This is a genomic window from Anoxybacillus sp. PDR2 (genome assembly GCF_009834045.1).
Taxonomy (GTDB): Bacteria; Bacillota; Bacilli; order Bacillales; family Anoxybacillaceae; genus Anoxybacteroides; species Anoxybacteroides rupiense.
This window is the reverse complement of sequence record NZ_CP047158.1, coordinates 2,520,641-2,537,709: the sequence shown is the minus strand read 5'-3', so window position 1 is coordinate 2,537,709 and position 17,069 is coordinate 2,520,641. Positions and strand designations below refer to the sequence as shown.

General features: G+C 43.8%; 15 protein-coding genes and 1 riboswitch. Of the genes, 12 read left to right on the top strand and 3 right to left on the bottom strand.

Annotated features, from left to right (window positions below; all coding sequences use genetic code 11):
- Positions 1–94 precede the first annotated feature (94 nt).
- The 9 genes from GRQ40_RS12180 (at position 95) to GRQ40_RS12140 (ending at position 10,011) form a co-directional block, all read left to right on the top strand.
- Positions 95–1,243 carry a D-alanyl-D-alanine carboxypeptidase family protein gene (locus GRQ40_RS12180; protein ID WP_044742188.1) on the top strand — a complete coding sequence of 383 codons (1,149 nt, stop codon included), beginning with the start codon at positions 95–97 and terminating at the stop codon, positions 1,241–1,243.
- Positions 1,236–1,829, top strand: a complete 594-nt coding sequence (locus GRQ40_RS12175; RefSeq protein ID WP_044742189.1) for a nucleoside recognition domain-containing protein — start codon at positions 1,236–1,238, stop codon at positions 1,827–1,829. Before GRQ40_RS12180 ends, GRQ40_RS12175 begins: the two co-directional genes overlap by 8 nt.
- Positions 1,829–2,362 carry a spore maturation protein gene (locus GRQ40_RS12170; RefSeq protein ID WP_159720877.1) on the top strand — a complete coding sequence of 178 codons (534 nt, stop codon included), beginning with the start codon at positions 1,829–1,831 and terminating at the stop codon, positions 2,360–2,362. The genes GRQ40_RS12175 and GRQ40_RS12170 overlap by 1 nt, the downstream gene beginning before the upstream one ends.
- Before the next feature lie 313 nt (positions 2,363–2,675).
- A complete protein-coding gene (gene rluB, locus GRQ40_RS12165; RefSeq protein ID WP_159720087.1) occupies positions 2,676–3,413 on the top strand; it encodes a 23S rRNA pseudouridine(2605) synthase RluB in 738 nt (245 codons plus the stop codon).
- Positions 3,414–3,524: 111 nt separating this feature from the next.
- Positions 3,525–4,046 carry a thiol-disulfide oxidoreductase ResA gene (resA, locus tag GRQ40_RS12160; protein ID WP_201295958.1) on the top strand — a complete coding sequence of 174 codons (522 nt, stop codon included), beginning with the start codon at positions 3,525–3,527 and terminating at the stop codon, positions 4,044–4,046.
- Positions 4,047–4,059: 13 nt separating this feature from the next.
- The gene (locus GRQ40_RS12155; RefSeq protein WP_159720085.1) at positions 4,060–5,715 is read left to right on the top strand and encodes a cytochrome c biogenesis protein ResB; all 1,656 of its coding nucleotides are present in this window, start codon (positions 4,060–4,062) and stop codon (positions 5,713–5,715) included.
- Positions 5,699–6,883, top strand: a complete 1,185-nt coding sequence (gene ccsB, locus GRQ40_RS12150; protein ID WP_159720084.1) for a c-type cytochrome biogenesis protein CcsB — start codon at positions 5,699–5,701, stop codon at positions 6,881–6,883. The genes GRQ40_RS12155 and ccsB overlap by 17 nt, the downstream gene beginning before the upstream one ends.
- Positions 6,884–7,501: 618 nt before the next feature.
- The gene (locus GRQ40_RS12145) at positions 7,502–8,218 is read left to right on the top strand and encodes a response regulator transcription factor (protein WP_044742195.1); all 717 of its coding nucleotides are present in this window, start codon (positions 7,502–7,504) and stop codon (positions 8,216–8,218) included.
- Positions 8,218–10,011, top strand: a complete 1,794-nt coding sequence (locus GRQ40_RS12140) for an ATP-binding protein (protein ID WP_082741628.1) — start codon at positions 8,218–8,220, stop codon at positions 10,009–10,011. Before GRQ40_RS12145 ends, GRQ40_RS12140 begins: the two co-directional genes overlap by 1 nt.
- Positions 10,012–10,050: 39 nt before the next feature.
- Here the strand turns inward: GRQ40_RS12140 and GRQ40_RS12135 are convergent, their stop codons facing one another.
- The 3 genes from GRQ40_RS12135 to GRQ40_RS12125 are packed head-to-tail and all read right to left on the bottom strand — an operon-like array spanning position 10,051 to position 13,511.
- Positions 10,051–11,106, bottom strand: a complete 1,056-nt coding sequence (locus GRQ40_RS12135) for a sensor histidine kinase (RefSeq protein WP_236546313.1) — start codon at positions 11,104–11,106, stop codon at positions 10,051–10,053.
- Positions 11,103–11,780, bottom strand: coding sequence for a response regulator transcription factor (locus GRQ40_RS12130; protein ID WP_159720083.1), 678 nt, complete (start codon positions 11,778–11,780; stop codon positions 11,103–11,105). Before GRQ40_RS12130 ends, GRQ40_RS12135 begins: the two co-directional genes overlap by 4 nt.
- Positions 11,781–11,786: 6 nt before the next feature.
- On the bottom strand, positions 11,787–13,511 hold the full coding sequence (locus GRQ40_RS12125) for an ABC transporter ATP-binding protein (protein WP_159720873.1): 1,725 nt from the start codon (positions 13,509–13,511) through the stop codon (positions 11,787–11,789).
- Between the two features lie 393 nt (positions 13,512–13,904).
- On the opposite strand from GRQ40_RS12125, the gene GRQ40_RS12120 reads away from it, so the two are divergent.
- The 3 genes from GRQ40_RS12120 to GRQ40_RS12110 all read left to right on the top strand — a co-directional run bounded on the left by GRQ40_RS12120 (position 13,905) and on the right by GRQ40_RS12110 (position 17,069).
- Positions 13,905–14,519, top strand: coding sequence for a PH domain-containing protein (locus GRQ40_RS12120; protein WP_066145573.1), 615 nt, complete (start codon positions 13,905–13,907; stop codon positions 14,517–14,519).
- Between the two features lie 215 nt (positions 14,520–14,734).
- Positions 14,735–14,949: riboswitch (cobalamin riboswitch) on the top strand.
- A 136-nt stretch (positions 14,950–15,085) separates the two neighbouring features.
- Positions 15,086–16,051 (top strand): ABC transporter substrate-binding protein, encoded by a 966-nt coding sequence (locus GRQ40_RS12115; protein WP_066146510.1) that lies wholly within the window; start codon positions 15,086–15,088, stop codon positions 16,049–16,051.
- Complete coding sequence (locus GRQ40_RS12110; RefSeq protein WP_066145570.1) at positions 16,017–17,069, top strand: FecCD family ABC transporter permease; 1,053 nt, start codon at positions 16,017–16,019, stop codon at positions 17,067–17,069. The genes GRQ40_RS12115 and GRQ40_RS12110 overlap by 35 nt, the downstream gene beginning before the upstream one ends.

The following is a 17,069-nucleotide window of genomic DNA, read 5'->3' as shown; positions in this document are numbered from 1 at the left end:
ATGTGTGATCTTTGCGGAGACTTGGACATTTCCAAGCATATCCGCTCAGCTGATGCATACACTTGTACAAAACGGCAAAAGGGATGGGGATTACATGGAGCAAAAGAAACGATGGATGATGTTCATCATAGCACTTGCGGTGATTTTTTCATGTATTCCGATGCGAGCGGAGGCCCAAGGAGTTAGTGCGCAAAGTGCGATTTTAATGGAGCAATCCTCTGGGCGCATTTTATTTGAAAAGGATGCTTTTACGAAACGGCGTATCGCTAGCATTACCAAAATTATGACAGCGATTATTGCGATAGAGTCAGGAAAAATGAATGATACCGTTACGGTGAGCTCTCGTGCAGTGCGAACAGAGGGGTCATCCGTTTATTTGAAAGAAGGGGAAAAAATCAAGCTGCGCGATCTTGTCTATGGTTTGATGCTCCGTTCTGGTAATGATGCCGCTGTCGCTATCGCTGAGCATGTGGGCGGAAGTGTGGAGGGGTTTGTTTTTTTAATGAACCAAAAGGCGCTGGAAATAGGAATGAAAAATACGCATTTTGCCAATCCGCACGGTCTTGATGACTCGGAGGATCATTACTCAACCGCTTATGACATGGCATTATTAATGCGCTATGCTATGCAAAATAAAGAGTTTCGCAAGATTTCCGGGACGAAAACATATCGCGCGCCAAACCCTGATGAAAAATGGGACCGTATCTGGCGCAATAAAAATAAACTACTAACGAACCTTTATGAATACTGCACGGGCGGAAAAACAGGATATACGAAGAAGGCGAAGCGAACGCTTGTCACGACTGCTTCTAAAGAAGGATTGAATTTAATTGCCGTGACACTGAATGCCCCTGACGATTGGAATGATCATATTTCTATGTACGAATATGGCTTTGACCATTATGTGGTGGCAAAAATAAACAGCAAAAAAATGGGTCGGAAAGTGGACGATCGCTTTTATCGCTATCATATTCAGGCCACTCGCGATTTGCGATATCCGGTTACTGACAAAGAAATGAAAAAGCTGCGTCTCCATGTTCAACTCATTCGTCCAAAAAAGCAATGGAAAAAGGATCAAGAACTCGTTCCAAAAATTGTCGGTAAGGCCACTCTGTACTTGAATGGAGAGGCAGTAGATGAAGTGCCGCTTTTATATAAACCTTCTTTGCGTCAAACGTCAAAGGACGCTGCTGAACTAGTTTGGAAGCAAGTTTTCTTTTTAGGTGTGGGCGGCAATGGTTAATCTTATTTGGGCTATGCTGGCACTCGTCGGAATTGTTTTTGCGATGTTTAACGGAACCATGAATGAAGTGAATGAAGCGGTATTCAAAGGAGCGAAAGAAGCGGTTACCATCAGCATCGGAATGATAAGTATCTTAGTGTTTTGGCTTGGCTTGATGAGAATTGCTGAGCATGCAGGTTTGCTTACGAAGCTGGCGCATCTATGCAAGCCGCTCGTCCGCCGCTTATTTCCAGAAGTGCCGGCGGATCATCCGGCAATGGGATATATTGTTTCGAATATGATCGCTAATATGTTTGGCCTTGGAAATGCAGCAACGCCGATGGGAATTAAGGCGATGGAGGAATTAAAGAAGCTCAATGGGAATCGCGACACAGCCAGCCGTTCAATGGTGACATTTTTAGCGATGAATACGTCGGGAATTACATTGATTCCAGCCACAGTGATTTCGATCCGCATGACCTATGAATCATCAGCGCCGGGGGAAATTATTGGAACGACTCTTGTTGCCTCAGCGATTTCAACGATAGGTGCGATTTTCATTGATCGCTATTATTATTGGAGACGAACAAGAGGTGGAAAGCGATGATGGAGATTGTTCAAATCATTTCGCTGTGGCTGATTCCGCTCACCATTGGTTTTATTTTATTATATGGCACATGGAAAAAAATACCTACCTATGAGTCATTTGTTGAAGGGGGCAAAGAGGGAATTTCCATTGCTGTTTCGATTATTCCTTATCTAGTCGGTATGCTTGTCTCCATCTCTATTTTTCGTGCATCCGGCGCTTTAGATTATATGATGAGATTTATAAAGCCATTAGCTGAAGCGATTGGTCTTCCTGCAGAAGTGGTGCCATTAGCCATGGTAAGGACGATTTCAGGAACAGCGGCGCTAGGGATGACGACAGATTTAATTGCAACATACGGCCCTGATTCATTTGTAGGAAGACTTGCTTCAACGATTCAAGGCAGCACGGAGACGACATTATATGTGCTGACCGTTTATTTTGGGGCTGTCGGCATCCGCAAAATGGGGGATGCGCTAAAGGTCGGAATTTTAGCTGATATTTTGAGTTTTGTTGTATCCTTTATCGTTATATTGCTCGTATTTGGAAGATAAAGCGGCCGGCTCGGCTGCTTTTTTATTTGCTTGAAAAAACAAGGGTATGATAAAAATAGGATGGTGTACCTGCCAGACTGTTGACGAACCCTTTCTTTTTGCCCGTTCGCTTATGAATGGTCTTGGCCCGATTAATCGTTTCATTCGAATGTGTTTTTTGTCTGCCAAGCATTTTCCAGCCAGTCAAATATGAAACATCCCATAAATGAATGAGGCCAAATAGTTGTAGACAAAGTCGGCATAGACGTGGTCTACAATCTCGTACTTGTATCTTTTTGTCGAAAAGAGTAAGATGGTTGAAGAGGTGAAAATGATGGAACGGTTACAAAAAGTGATTGCACATGCTGGAATTGCATCACGCCGAAAAGCTGAGGAGCTTATCTTACATGGAAAAGTAAAAGTAAATGGAAAAGTGGTGACAGAGCTTGGCTTAAAGGTAGGTCCTCAAGATAAAATCGAAGTGGAAGGGATTCCGGTCGAGAGAGAAGAGCCTGTATACTATCTTCTTTATAAGCCGCGCGGTGTGATTTCAAGCGTTCAAGATGATAAAGGCCGAAAGGTTGTTACTGACTTTTTCCAGGATATTGATAAACGAATTTATCCCATTGGGCGCTTAGATTATGATACATCCGGTATCTTATTATTAACAAACGACGGCGATTTCGCGAATCTTCTTATGCATCCACGCTACGAAATCGAGAAGGTATATGTGGCGAAGGTTAAAGGAATTCCGGCGAGGGCCCAGTTAAAGCAGCTGGAAAAAGGAATTTTGCTTGAGGACGGGATGACCGCACCGGCAAAAGTGAAAATGCTTTCATTGGATAAGCGGAAGAAAACAGCGGTCATTGAGGTTCGCATACATGAAGGACGTAATCGTCAGGTGCGCCGCATGTTTGAAGCAATCGGCTGTCCGGTTATGAAATTGAAACGGGAAAGATATGCCTTTCTCGATTTAAAAGGATTGAATCCTGGCGATTATCGCGAACTATCCCCGCATGAAGTGAAGCAGCTGCGCGCGCTTGCGTTATCTGGGAACGGCATTCACAAATAACCGGAAACTTTTCTCATTTGTCACATAACATTCATAGAATTTTCATTATGAATATAGTGAATATTGCTATAATGATAGGTGGCACATCTTTTATTTGGGAGAGTTAGTGTGATGAAAAAGCAGCGACTTGTTTTACGAACCGTGATTTTAATTGTATTGCTAGGAGCGGTTGGGTATACCATCTATTCAAACTTTTTTATGGAAAAAGCAGAGATCAAGGTTGGCGCAGAGGCTCCTGATTTTGTATTGACAGATTTGCAAGGAAAAACGCACCGTCTGGCTGAATATCGCGGAAAAGGCGTGTTTTTGAATTTTTGGGGCACATGGTGTAAGCCGTGTGAAAAGGAAATGCCTTACATTAGCCGACAGTATGAAAACTTTAAAAAGCAAGGAGTCGAAGTGCTGGCGGTGAATGTAGGGGAGCCGAAATTAAGCGTACAAAAATTCGTAGACCGGTATCAGTTGACATTTCCAGTTGTCATTGACCGTGAGGACCAAGTCATGAACGCTTATGAGATTGACCCGTTGCCAACGACATTTTTAATCGATAAAGATGGCAAAATTACGAAAATTATTACCGGAACCATGACAGAAGAAATGATTAAACAATACATGGAAAGCATTAAACCGTAGGGAGTTTTTGATTATGGAACAAGTAAAATGCGAATGTGGCCACGTCAATCCATATGGTACCGTGTTATGCGAATCTTGCGGAAAGCCGCTGGAGCATACGGCGAAACCGTTGCTGGATATGCGCTATGAAGGGAGCGCTCGGCGTTCCCAAACCTATAACAAAACAATCATTGATAAAATTTGGAGTTTCTTTTCGTCTGTCAAGGTCGGAGTATGGCTCATTGTGATAACGCTGATTGCTTCGGCGATTGGTACGATTTTTCCACAAAAAATGTATTTGCCGCCTAATGTGACGCCTGCCGAATATTATGAGGACCAGTATGGCTGGGCGGGAAAGTTATACTATGAGCTAGGGTTTGATAATTTGTATGGTTCATGGTGGTATATTCTGCTGCTTGCATCCATCGGGGTATCGCTTGTGATCTGTAGTTTAGACCGAGTTGTGCCTCTTTATCGTGCGCTAAAAAAGCAAGGGGTGACACGCCATGAATCATTTTTGCGCCGTCAGCGCTTATTTAGCGCAACAAGCATGGAAGATGAATCTTTTTTAGAAACCGTCAAGCAGCGTTTGGCGAAGCGGCGGTATCATGTTCGCGAAGAAAACGGTAATATTTTGGCGGAAAAAGGCCGGTTTTCGCGATGGGGTCCATATGTCAACCATATCGGACTTATCATTTTCTTGATTGGCGCCATGCTTCGCTTTGTACCAGGCATGTATGTGGATAAGGTACTTTGGATTCGCGAAGGAGAAACGAAAGAAATTCCCGGAACAAACGGCCAGTATTTTTTAAAAAATGAAAAATTTGTTTTTGAAACATATGAAAAAGGAAAAGACAATCCGGCTTTTAATGAAGCGATTGATCGTGTCGGAAGCGGAATGGTGGCGAAAACCTATCAAACAACTGCGGTGCTATATAAGCGAGTAGGTCCAACTGTGCCTGGTGAAGAACCGAAGTTAAAAAAAGTGAAAGAATATCGCATTCGTGTCAACGACCCGCTTAAGTACGACCATTACGCATTGTACCAAGTAGATTTTAAGCTGAATGAATTGAACAAAATGTCCTTTGAGCTGATTGACAAACAAACGGAAACCGTATTTGGAAATCTTTCAATCGATTTAAATAATCCGAAGCCATCTTATGATTTAGGAAAAGGCTATCGGGTGGAGTTGCTCAGCTACTTTCCTGATTTTTATTTTGATGATGACGGCAACCCGGCGACAAAATCGCGAGTTCCTAACAATCCGGCCTTTGTTTTTAAAATGTATGCGCCGGACAAGCCAAAAGGAGAGGTAAGCTTTGTGGCCATTCGCCAGACAATTGAACCGTTTGGTGATAACAAATATAAAATGGCGTTTGCTGGCGTAGAGACAAGAAATGTATCTGCGCTGACGGTGCGCCGAGATTTTACTTTATGGATTTTGGGAGTCGGCGGAGCCATTTTTATGATTGGCGTTATTCAGGGAATGTATTGGAATCATCGCCGCATTTGGCTTAAACTCGTTAACGGGGAAGTGCTGCTGGCTGCTCATACCAATAAAAACTGGTTTGGTCTGAAAAATGAAGTGAGAGCCATTATTGAAGGAACGGGATTAATGATGCCGATCGATCAGGCAGAGGAAGAGAAGAAAGAAGCGCAAGGGGGAAAAGGGAATGGCGCAACTAAGTAGTACGCTGCTATATATCGCATTCGTTCTGTATTTAATTGGCACATTTTTTTTCGGTGGAACGATTCGCGATAAAAAAGATCGACCACAAACGAACCGTTGGGCAACGATTGGGATTGTGATTACCATTGTAGGCTTTCTGTCTCAGGTAGGATATTTTATTACGCGATGGATTGCAGCTGGACATGCTCCTGTCAGCAATCTGTTTGAGTTTACTACTTTTTTCGGAATGATGCTTGTCGGCGCATTTATTATCATTTATTTCATTTATAAAACAAGCATTCTTGGCGTCTTTACACTACCGGTTGCTCTTCTTGTGATCGCTTATGCCAGCATGTTTCCGCGGGAAATTACACCGCTGATTCCGGCGCTGCAAAGCGATTGGCTACATATCCATGTCACAACCGCTGCTGCGGGAGAAGCGATATTAGCGATTAGCTTTGCGGCAGGATTGATTTATTTGATTCGTGTAGTCGATCAGTCCAAATCGTCAAAACGGACATTTTGGCTGGAATTTGTGCTATTTTGCTTGATTACGACTCTCGGGTTTGTTGCGGTTTCTAGCGCCTTTGGACTCGCTGATTATGAAGCCAAATTTCAATGGGTTGATAAAAATAAGGAAACGCAAGAAGTGGTGTATCAAATGCCGGCGCTTGTCGGTCCGCATCAATGGACTCTGGAAAAGCAGAGCGCGGACCGTCTAAAGCCGCTTGTAGAAATGCCGGCCATCATTAATGCCAAAAAGCTGAATACCGTCATTTGGTCATTATTTGGCGGTGCAGTGCTTTATTTGCTGCTGCGTCTCCTATTGCGGAAGCGTGTTGCTGCTGCGCTACAGCCGTTTGTCAAAAACGTCAATTTAGATTTAACTGATGAGATTGGTTATCGTGCAGTTGCGATTGGATTTCCTGTGTTTACGCTTGGAGCGCTGATCTTTGCTATGATTTGGGCGCAAATTGCTTGGACACGTTTCTGGGGATGGGATCCGAAGGAAGTATGGGCGCTGATCACATGGCTCTTTTATGCTGCGTTTTTGCACTTGCGCTTATCGAGAGGATGGCATGGGGAAAAGTCTGCATGGCTTGCGGTGATCGGTTTTGCAATTATTATGTTTAACCTCGTTGCGGTCAATTTAGTTATTGCTGGATTGCATTCTTATGCCGGCTCATAAGCATCAGCGAAAAAAGGGGTATCCTCTCAAGGGATCCCCTTTTTCTTGTTTTTGGATAGTAGTTTCAGGACAACATATTATAGAAGAAACTCCCATTTGTTCATGTTGATATCGATTTGGAGTGAACAATCGACATAAAGGAACAATGACAACGCTTCAATGGATAGAAAGAATAGGGGGAAAGGGTTGCGAAATCTGGAATCAGCTCGCATTGATTTTATATCGACACAACTTACCGCGTCAGCATTTGTTCCTAAGCGTTCAGACGATAGCCGATATCGGTGCTTGATCACATACGTTGGCATGACCGAGGACAATCACCGATTTACTTCGATTGTAAAAAAATAGGAATTCTCGTTTTTAAAGCATCAGTCGCATCTTCTCATGAATGGGTCGTTGTTCAGGATTTTTTCGCCTGAACGTCTTTCGGCTGTTCCAAATGGACAATGTTCGCATTGGTTTGAATACGGAGTTAAGCCGTTTTTTATGGCCGCGTTCGTTACGAGGATTTTCAACCATTGGCTTTTGCAGATGCCATTCGTTCCATCTTTAAGTTGTATTTATATAGATAAAATGGTGCGGTTTTTGTAAAATAGTGAGCAAGGGAGGATGTTCAATATGGATAAACAAATCAAAATTTTAGTTGTTGATGATGAAGAGAGGATTCGCCGTTTGCTGAAGATGTATTTAGAACGTGAGGAGTATGTGATTGAGGAGTCTGATAATGGGGGGGATGCCCTCAAAAAAGCGTTGGAAAATGATTATGATTTAATTTTGCTTGATTTAATGTTGCCGGGTAAGGACGGCGTAGAAGTATGTCGAGAAATACGTGAAAAAAAGGCAACACCAATTATTATGCTGACCGCTAAAGGAGAAGAAGCGAATCGCGTGCAAGGGTTTGAAGCCGGCACGGATGACTATATTGTAAAGCCGTTTAGTCCGCGCGAAGTCGTGCTACGAGTCAAAGCTTTGCTTCGCCGTGCAGCCAATATGACTTATGTCCAAACGGATACAACAGCGAAGGATGTGCTTGTGTTTCCACACTTAACGATTGATAATGATGCCCATCGCGTGACGGCTGATGGAAAAGAAGTCAGCTTGACGCCAAAGGAATATGAGCTGCTGCTATTTTTAGCTAAATCGCCTGATAAAGTATTTGATCGCGAGCAGTTGTTAAAGGAAGTGTGGCATTATGAGTTTTTTGGCGATTTGCGTACAGTGGATACACACATTAAGCGGCTTCGTGAAAAATTGAATAAGGTTTCCCCAGCCGCTGCTAAGATGATTGTCACCGTCTGGGGAGTGGGGTATAAATTTGAGGTTGTGAATGAATGATGTGGTTTTTGCGGAGCGTCGTCGGGAAGCTATGGGCGACTATTTTGCTTCTCGTTTCATGTGTTTTATTCATTTTAACCATTCTATTATTAAAGTTTTTCGAAACCTATCATGTGCAGGAGGCAGAAAAAGAGCTCACACAGCTGGCCGTCAGAGTATCAGAAGTGATGCAGGAGCATCGGGATGAAGCGCTTGCCCGTTCGATTGCGGCAACGTTAGTGGGAAATACATCCAAAGCGATCATTGTCGCGGATAAAACTCACTATTGGTATTTGCCGGCTAGCTCACAGATTCGTGATTTGCCGATATCGTTTGTGGAAGAAGATCAAGAGCTTCGCGCAGTCATCACAAAGCAAAAGCAAGTGAAAAAGAAAACCTATTTGCCTAGTCTTCAAGCAAAAGAAGATCGTTATAATGAATGGTTGATTGTAGGTGTGCCTGTTGCTCTGAACGATGGAAAACACGGCGCCGTGTTTGTTTACCAATCGCTGAACGCCGTGGAGGATACGACCCAGCAAACGAAAAGGCTCATTTTTCTGGCTGCGTTTATTGCCATTGTCATGACAACCGTATTTGCGTTTTTTTTGTCCACGCGCATTACCGCGCCGCTGCGCAAAATGCGGCAAGCCGCTTTTGAAGTGGCGCGTGGCAAATTTGACACCAAAGTCCCGATTCTAACGCATGATGAAATTGGGGAATTGGCGATGGCGTTTAATCAGATGGGAAGGCGTTTGCAGTTTAATATTAATGCCCTTAATCAAGAAAAAGAGCAGCTGGCTAGTATTTTAAGCAGCATGGCAGATGGAGTCATCACATTCAATCGCGATGGGGAAATTTTAATTACCAATCCGCCCGCTGAGCGTTTTTTGCAGGCTTGGTATTTTGAACAAGGAAATGAAAGCGAAGCCATGGCAGCCTTGCCGCCGCAAGTAAAAGAACAGTTTGCCCGCGTGGTAAAGGAAGAAACAAGACAGGTGGCAGAGGTGACGCTGCAAGGGCGGACATGGGTGATTTTAATGACGCCGCTTTATAATCAAACCGCTGTTCGTGGAGCCGTGGCGATGCTGAGGGATATGACGGAAGAGCGCCGCTTGGACAAGCTGCGCAAGGATTTTATTGCCAATGTATCACATGAATTGCGCACCCCTATTGCCATGCTACAAGGGTATAGCGAAGCCATCATTGATGACATTGCGGCAACAGATGAAGAGAAAAAAGAAATGGCAAAGGTAATCTATGATGAATCGTTGCGAATGGGGCGACTTGTCAATGATTTATTGGATTTGGCGCGAATGGAAGCCGGACATATTACGCTCAATTATGAAGATGTTCAGCTTCGGCCATACATTGAACGGGTGACTCGCAAATTTCAAGGATTAGCGAAAGAAAAGCAAATTGATTTATCTACAGAGTTTCGGAGTGAGGATTTGCATATAAACATGGATCCGGATCGCATCGAACAAGTATTGACCAATTTGATTGACAATGCCCTTCGCCATACAGAGGAGAACGGCATGGTGAAGGTGGTTGTCGAACAAACGGGAGAAGGGGTATCCATTCATGTGCAGGACTCGGGATCAGGCATTCCTGAGGAGGATTTACCATTTGTATTTGAGCGCTTTTACAAGGCGGATAAGGCACGTACTCGCGGACGTTCTGGCACAGGGCTGGGGCTTGCCATCGCTAAAAATATTATCGAGGCGCATAAAGGTACGATCCATGCTCATAGCAAGCTCGGCGAGGGGACAACGTTTACGTTTACGTTGCCGCTGAACGAAACAAAGGGTGTCTAAAAGCGTTTGAAACATTCGCTTTTCAGACACCCTTTGCACTTACTTGCCGGACGGCAAAGAAACAAAAATGGTGGTTCCTTTTCCTTTCGTTGATTCGACTTTGATGTCGCCGTGATGCATGGAAACGATTTTTTTGACAATTGTAAGCCCTAAGCCATTTCCGCCTTCAGAGCGATTTCGCGAGCGATCTGCTTTATAAAACCGTTCAAACATATGCATTTTTTCCTCTTCAGACATGCCCATCCCTGTATCGGAGACAGCGACCTGAATCTTTTGTCCGCTTTTAGACACACTGATCGAAATTTTTCCTTTTTGGGGAGTAAACTTAATGCTGTTATGGAGCAAGTTCATCCATACTTGATCGAGTAAATCTTTGTCCGCCACAATTTCGGTTTTATCGAGCACGATATCGATGTCAATGGCTTTTTCTAGCCACTGCGGCTCGCAAGCAAGCACAATGTTTTTTAGCTGCTGATCCAGCCGGTATTTTTTCGGTTCAAATGGATGATGCTCTGATTCAAGCGAGGTCAGCTTTAAAAGGTTATCGCTTAATTTCGACAGCCGTTTGCTCTCAGTTTCGATAATATGAAGATAGCGGGAGCGCTGCTCGGCGCTGAGCTTGTCATTTTTCAACGCATGGATAAAGCCGATAATAGATGTTAGCGGCGATTGAATTTCGTGAGAGACATTGGAAACAAATTCTTGCCGCAGCTGTTCCATTTCGCTTAATTCTTGGGCCATTCGGTTAATGCTTTCTACAAGCTCATTAAACGGAGAGTGCGGCGAAATGGATTCAAGCCTGATGTTGAAATTTCCGTTGGCAATTTGCTCAAATGATTTTTTCATGGAATGGAAAAATTCCATTTGTTTTGCCCGCCATCCCCCCATTTTCTCAAGAAATTGAACGGCTACTCCCAGAATGAAAAGGCCGACGATAAAATTAATCAGCTCGCGCACATAATCGGACGGATGGTAATGAAAATGGCGGTACAAGTAATTCGTTAAGAAAAAAGCGATCGTCCAACAAGAAATTAACGAAAAGATCCCGATGAAAAAACGCCATATGAAAAGAAAGATGGAAGGACGCTTGTTCACGGCTGCTGCACCTCTAAGCGGTAGCCTAAGCCGCGGACAGTTATGATTTTAAAGCCGCTCTTTTCTTCAGAAAATCGTTCGCGCAACCGTTTGATATGGACGTCGACGGTTCGTTCATCCCCTTCATAATCATAGCCCCAAATATCTTCAATTAATTCATCTCTTGATAGTGTCCTTCCAGGATAGCTCGCTAGCTTGAATAAAAGCTCAAATTCTTTTTTCGGAATCGTGAGCATAGAATCGTCCCACGTGATCGTGTAAGTTTTCTCATCAAGCAACAGCCTTCCTGCTTGCACTGTGTGCGAATTCGCGATGCGGTAGCGTTTCAACAAGGCTTTAACCCTTGCTATCAGCTCCATTGGTTCAAAAGGCTTGACTAAGTAGTCATCCGCCCCCAGCTCAAATCCCCTCACTTTTTGTGATGTCTCGCCTTTAGCGGTAAGCATTAAAATGGGGATATCGGCAAAAAGCCTAAGTTCTTCGCACAATTCCCAGCCGTCCATTACCGGCATCATAATATCGAGAATGGCCAGATCTATTTTGACGGTTTCTAGCAATCGAAGCGCCTGCCGGCCGTCAGCCGCTTCGTAAGTTTCAAACCCCGCACTCTCAAGCAAAACTTTCAAAAGCTCGCGAATATGATCATCATCATCCACAATCAATAACTTTGCCATATGTTCTCATCCTTTAGCGGTATTTTTTTGCATTTCTTCATGAAGATGCAATTGTTGGATGGCGAATTCTCGATAAAGCGCATGGGTGGCAAACAGCTCTTGATGCGTCCCCATTCCCGTAATCTCGCCTTTTTCCATGAAAATGATTTGATCAGCGTTGATGACCGTCGATAATCGATGGGCAATCACGATCGTCGTTCGTCCTTTCATTAAGTTTTGCAGCGCTTTTTGCACCGCCATTTCCGATTGGCTGTCGAGGTTGGACGTGGCTTCGTCCAATAATAAAATGCGCGGGTTGCGCAGCAGCGCGCGGGCGATGGCGATGCGTTGGCGCTGCCCGCCGGAAAGCTTGATGCCTCTCTCGCCGACCTCTGTTTCATATTTTTGTGGCAATTCTTCAATAAACGGAGAAGCATAGGCCATGTCGGCTGCCCATTTTAATTCTTCGTCACTTACTTGATGATCAAGCCCGTAGCAAATATTGTCACGAATCGTTCCAGCGATAAGCGGACTTTCTTGAGATACATAACCAATTTGCTGGCGCCATGAAGATAAAGAAAGGGCATGAATAGGTTTCTCGCCGAGAAAAACGCTGCCGCTTGTCGGTGTATAATACCGCTCTAAGATGGAAAAGAACGTCGTTTTTCCTGAACCGCTCGGGCCGACGATCGCTGTCACTTTTCCCGGTTCAATCGTAAAGTTTACGTTCTTTAAAACCGGTTCACCGTTTTCATATGAAAACGATAAATGGTTGACATGGATCGGTTCATAAATGTGGACGACCTCTTCTCCAGACAGATAGTCTTCTTCCTGCTCGCACAGCGTGGCCATGATGCGTTGTGTGGCTCCCATCGCTTTTTGCAATTGTGTAAAGAAAGTACTGAATGCAGCAAGCGGCATGACCATCTGGAAAAGATATAAAATGTAAGCAACGAGCCCTCCGGCCGTCATTGCCCCTGTAGAAACCCGATATCCGCCAAAGCCGAGAATGACAACAAGCAGAAGCATAAGCACAATTCCCATCAATGGCATGACCATGGCCTGAACTTTTGCTTCCTTCAATCCATAGCGAAATAAATGCGAAATGCCTTTTTTTCCTTTTTCATATTCAAGCTGTTCCGCATTGGATGATTTCACAAGGCGAATTTCTGACAGCACTTGTGTAATAAAAGCAGTAAATTGCGCCGTTTCATCCTGCAGCCTTTTAGAGTTTTTAAACATTTGTCTTCCTAACGGGATCATAATGCTAACGGCTAGTGGAAGCAGAATAAAGATAATCAACGTCATTTTCCAATCTAAGTACAGCAATAATGCGACAGAGCCGGTTATGGAAATAATGCCATTGAAAAAGTTGGCTGTATGCTCTGTAATTAATCCTTTCACAATAGCGGTATCATTTGTAATTCGGCTAACCGTTTCCCCTGTACGATGACGATCATAGTACGGAATGGTCAAATGCAGCAGCTTCTGCCATACTTGTTCTCTTAGTCTGGATACAACCGTTTCTCCTGTATAGTTAATCAAGTAGATGGAGAAGCCGCTAGCGATCGTTTGTGCAATAAAGGCGCCAACAAGCAAAATGATCGTCGTTTTATTTAATGATGAAACGGTGAAGCCATCGATCATTTTTTTCGTAAATAGCGGAATCGTTAAGCTGACGATGGAAGACGCCACGCTTAAGAATAGCGCAATAATCATGATCATTTTAGGCGGCTTCGTTGCTTGAATCATCCAGATAAACGAGCGCCAGTCTGCTTTTTCTTCTAATGATTGCTTTTGCACGATTTGATCACCACTCTTTTTGCTATGATTTTTATGCTGTCGTGTATGTATTGTACTTGATGTTTATGAACAGAATATGAACTTTGGGACATCATCATAAATATATTATAGCACTCGCATCGTCTCTTGATCCTGTGACAAGGCACGGAGGTTTCAGCGAAGAATGACGTTTATAAAAAGTTGTATTGGACAGTGTTCTATGATTTGCCTCCATCTGTTAAAAAAGGATTGTGCTTTTGAATCGGCTATAAATCCATTTTTTATTTTTTCTGTTTATCGGATCTGGAAAGCAAATGGATGGTATAATGGGATTGTAAGAAAAGAAAGGGGAGGAGATGCTGGATGTTTGGCAAAGTTGCTGCTGATGTTCTCGGATTAAGTGATATCGGCTCTGTCATTAAACCCGAAAATTATGATAAAGTGGACGCAGACGATTATGTGATGCATGAAGATGGAGAAAAGATTTATTTTTTGATTAAGTCCAAATCAGATGAATATTGCTTTACTAACCGAGCGCTTATTCATTTAGATGGGACGAGCGCGACAAGTAAAAAGCGAACGCTGCGCCGTTATGATTACTATAAGCATCCAATTGCCGGCGTATCGCTTGAGACGGCAGGCACGGTCGATTTAGATGTAGAGATTAAATTTACCATCGGATCGGAGCACTATTCGATTGATGTGCATAAAAAGCATCTGGAAGAAGTGAAAGATTTATATAAAGCACTTTTAAAAATTTCAGAAATTTGCCATGAAAATGAAACGACGCTCGACTTTGCGCGAAAAAGTCTCGATGTTGCCTCCTCCGTGCTAGGGCGTGTCGCCAGCACTCCAAACAGCATTGCTGAACAGTTTAAAGAGCTAAATCAAATCGCGTTCAACTGGCTTGTTGAGACTAAGAAGCAGTATACAGTGAAAGATTTTGGGGATGTATTTGAACGCTATATTAACAATTAATAGCGATCCAAACGACTCGAATGGCGATAAACTGCTGTTCGAGTCGTTTTTACGGTAAGTCGGTGGATGTGCTTTCATCACGCCAATGCGTTAAAAAATGAGATCCATATAATATAGAGACGGGAAAAATGGCGAATTCCGTCATTTTTTTGTTGCCAAACAGCCTTTCGTCCTTTAATATTGTAACTGTCAATTGTTCGATTATTTTTTACAATTGTATATCGATGCAGAAGGGTGCCGAAGTGAGCGAATCGCTAATAGGCTTAATAGGGAATCTGGTGCGAATCCAGAACTGTCCCCGCAACTGTAAATGCTGACGAAATGAAATAACCACTGTGCGGTATTGATGGGCAAGCTGTTGGCCGCATGGGAAGGTTCAAAGTAGGATGAAGCATAAGTCAGTAGACCTGCCCTGACTGCTCGATGTTTCCAATCTTCGGGGGGTGAGATGGCGAAACGGCAAAAGGTGGTTATTATGCTGCCACAACTCTATGGTTTGTCGTTTCTTGCTCATTCCGTCCGGGATGGGCATTTTTTAATTTATATGTGCAGGAGGAGAAACCATGATGAAGCAACTGAGGTATTATACGTGGCTGCTTGTGTTGATGCTGACGTTCGGCCTTCTTGCCGCGTGCGGTAATCAAGAAACAGACAAATCCACTCATTCATCCAATGCGAAGCAAGAAGCAACAGCTGCTTTCCCGGTAACCGTTAAGGACGGATTAGGGGAAGAGGTCACGATTCAGTCCGAACCGAAAAAAATCGTTTCGTTAATTCCGAGCAATACGGAAATTGCCTATGAACTTGGTTTAGGAGAGAAAATTGTTGGAGTCAGTGATTTTGATAACTATCCGGAAGATGTAAAAAATAAAGAAAAAATTGGCGGCATGGAGTTTAACGTGGAGAAAATTATTTCACTCAAGCCTGATTTAGTGCTTGCCCACGCATCGAGTGCCCATAATTCGCGGGACGGCCTGCAGCAGCTGAAGGATGCGGGAATTACAGTGCTTGTTGTGAACGATGCCAAAACATTTGATGATGTTTACCATTCGATCCAATTAATTGGACAAGCAACAGGGACAACGAAAAAAGCCGATCAAATTGTTAACCAGATGAAATCAAAGCTTGAAGCCATCAAGGAAAAAGCAAAAAACGTGAAAAATCCGGTAAAAGTATGGGTGGAAGTGCAGCCGGCGCCACAAATTTATACAGCAGGAAAGGGAACATTTATCAATGACATGCTGCAAGCGATTTCAGCAGAAAATGTGGCTGGCGATCAAGAAGGATGGCCGATGTTTACGGAAGAAAAAGCGGTAGCGCTCAATCCGGATGTAATTGTTGTCACGTATGGAGACTATGTGAAAGATGCTGTAAAGCAAGTGATGGCACGACCGGCGTGGAAGGACGTTTCGGCGGTTAAAAATCAACGCGTATATGAGGTGAATTCTGATTTAGTCACAAGATCAGGCCCACGCCTTGTTGAAGGGGTAGAGGAACTTGCCAAAGTCATTTATCCGGAAATCTTTAAATAATATAATTGCCTACGTCATCGCTCTTACGGCGGTGGTCGTGTGCATGTTGTTAGGGATATCGATAGGCTCACTATCGATTCCCTTTTCGTCTATTATTGACATTTTTTTAGAGCAATGGTGGGGAATTGCGCCGTCCCCTGACATTCCTGATACGCTTGTGCAAATTGTGATGGCCATCCGCTTGCCGCGCGTTGTTTTGGCTTTTTTAGTCGGCGCTTCCCTTTCGTTGGCGGGAGCGGCGTTTCAAGGATTGCTAAAAAATCCATTGGCTGATCCTTATACGCTTGGAGTATCATCGGGCGCGTCAGTCGGAGCGGTCGTCGTTTTGTTCTTTCATCTGCAATTGCCGTGGTTTGGATCGTTTACATTACCGATCATGAGCATTGCGTTTGGATTGCTGACTCTTTTTCTCGTTTTGTTTTTTACTCGCGCCGTCGATCCGCGCATGTCAGTGGAAACGATCATTTTAACCGGAATTATTTTCAGCGCATTTTTCAGCGCGTTGATCTCGCTTATGATTGCGCTGACAGGAGAGGAACTGCGGCAAATTATTACTTGGTTGATGGGAAGCGTCGCGATGCGAAGCTGGAAATATGTTGTCATGATGCTTCCGTTTTTTATAATAGGATGTTTGCTGTTATTAGTGAATCACCGCGAGTTAAACGCTTTTGCCTTTGGTGAAGAGGCAGCTGCTCACATAGGTGTCCATGTTGCCAAGCGCAAGCTGGTCATTTTAATCGGCGCTTCCTTATTAACAGGGGCGGCTGTTGCTGTGTCGGGGGCGATTGGCTTTGTGGGCTTGGTCGTTCCTCATATGATTCGTCTTGTTGCGGGACCGAATCATCGCTTGCTTTTACCGCTATCGCTTTTATACGGGGGCGCTTTTTTAGTGCTAGCCGATTTAGCGGCGCGAACCATGATTTCACCGAGTGAATTGCCGATCGGCATCATTACTTCGTTAATTGGCGCACCTTTGTTTGCGGGGTTATTTTTAAATAGAATGAAAAGGAAGACGTGA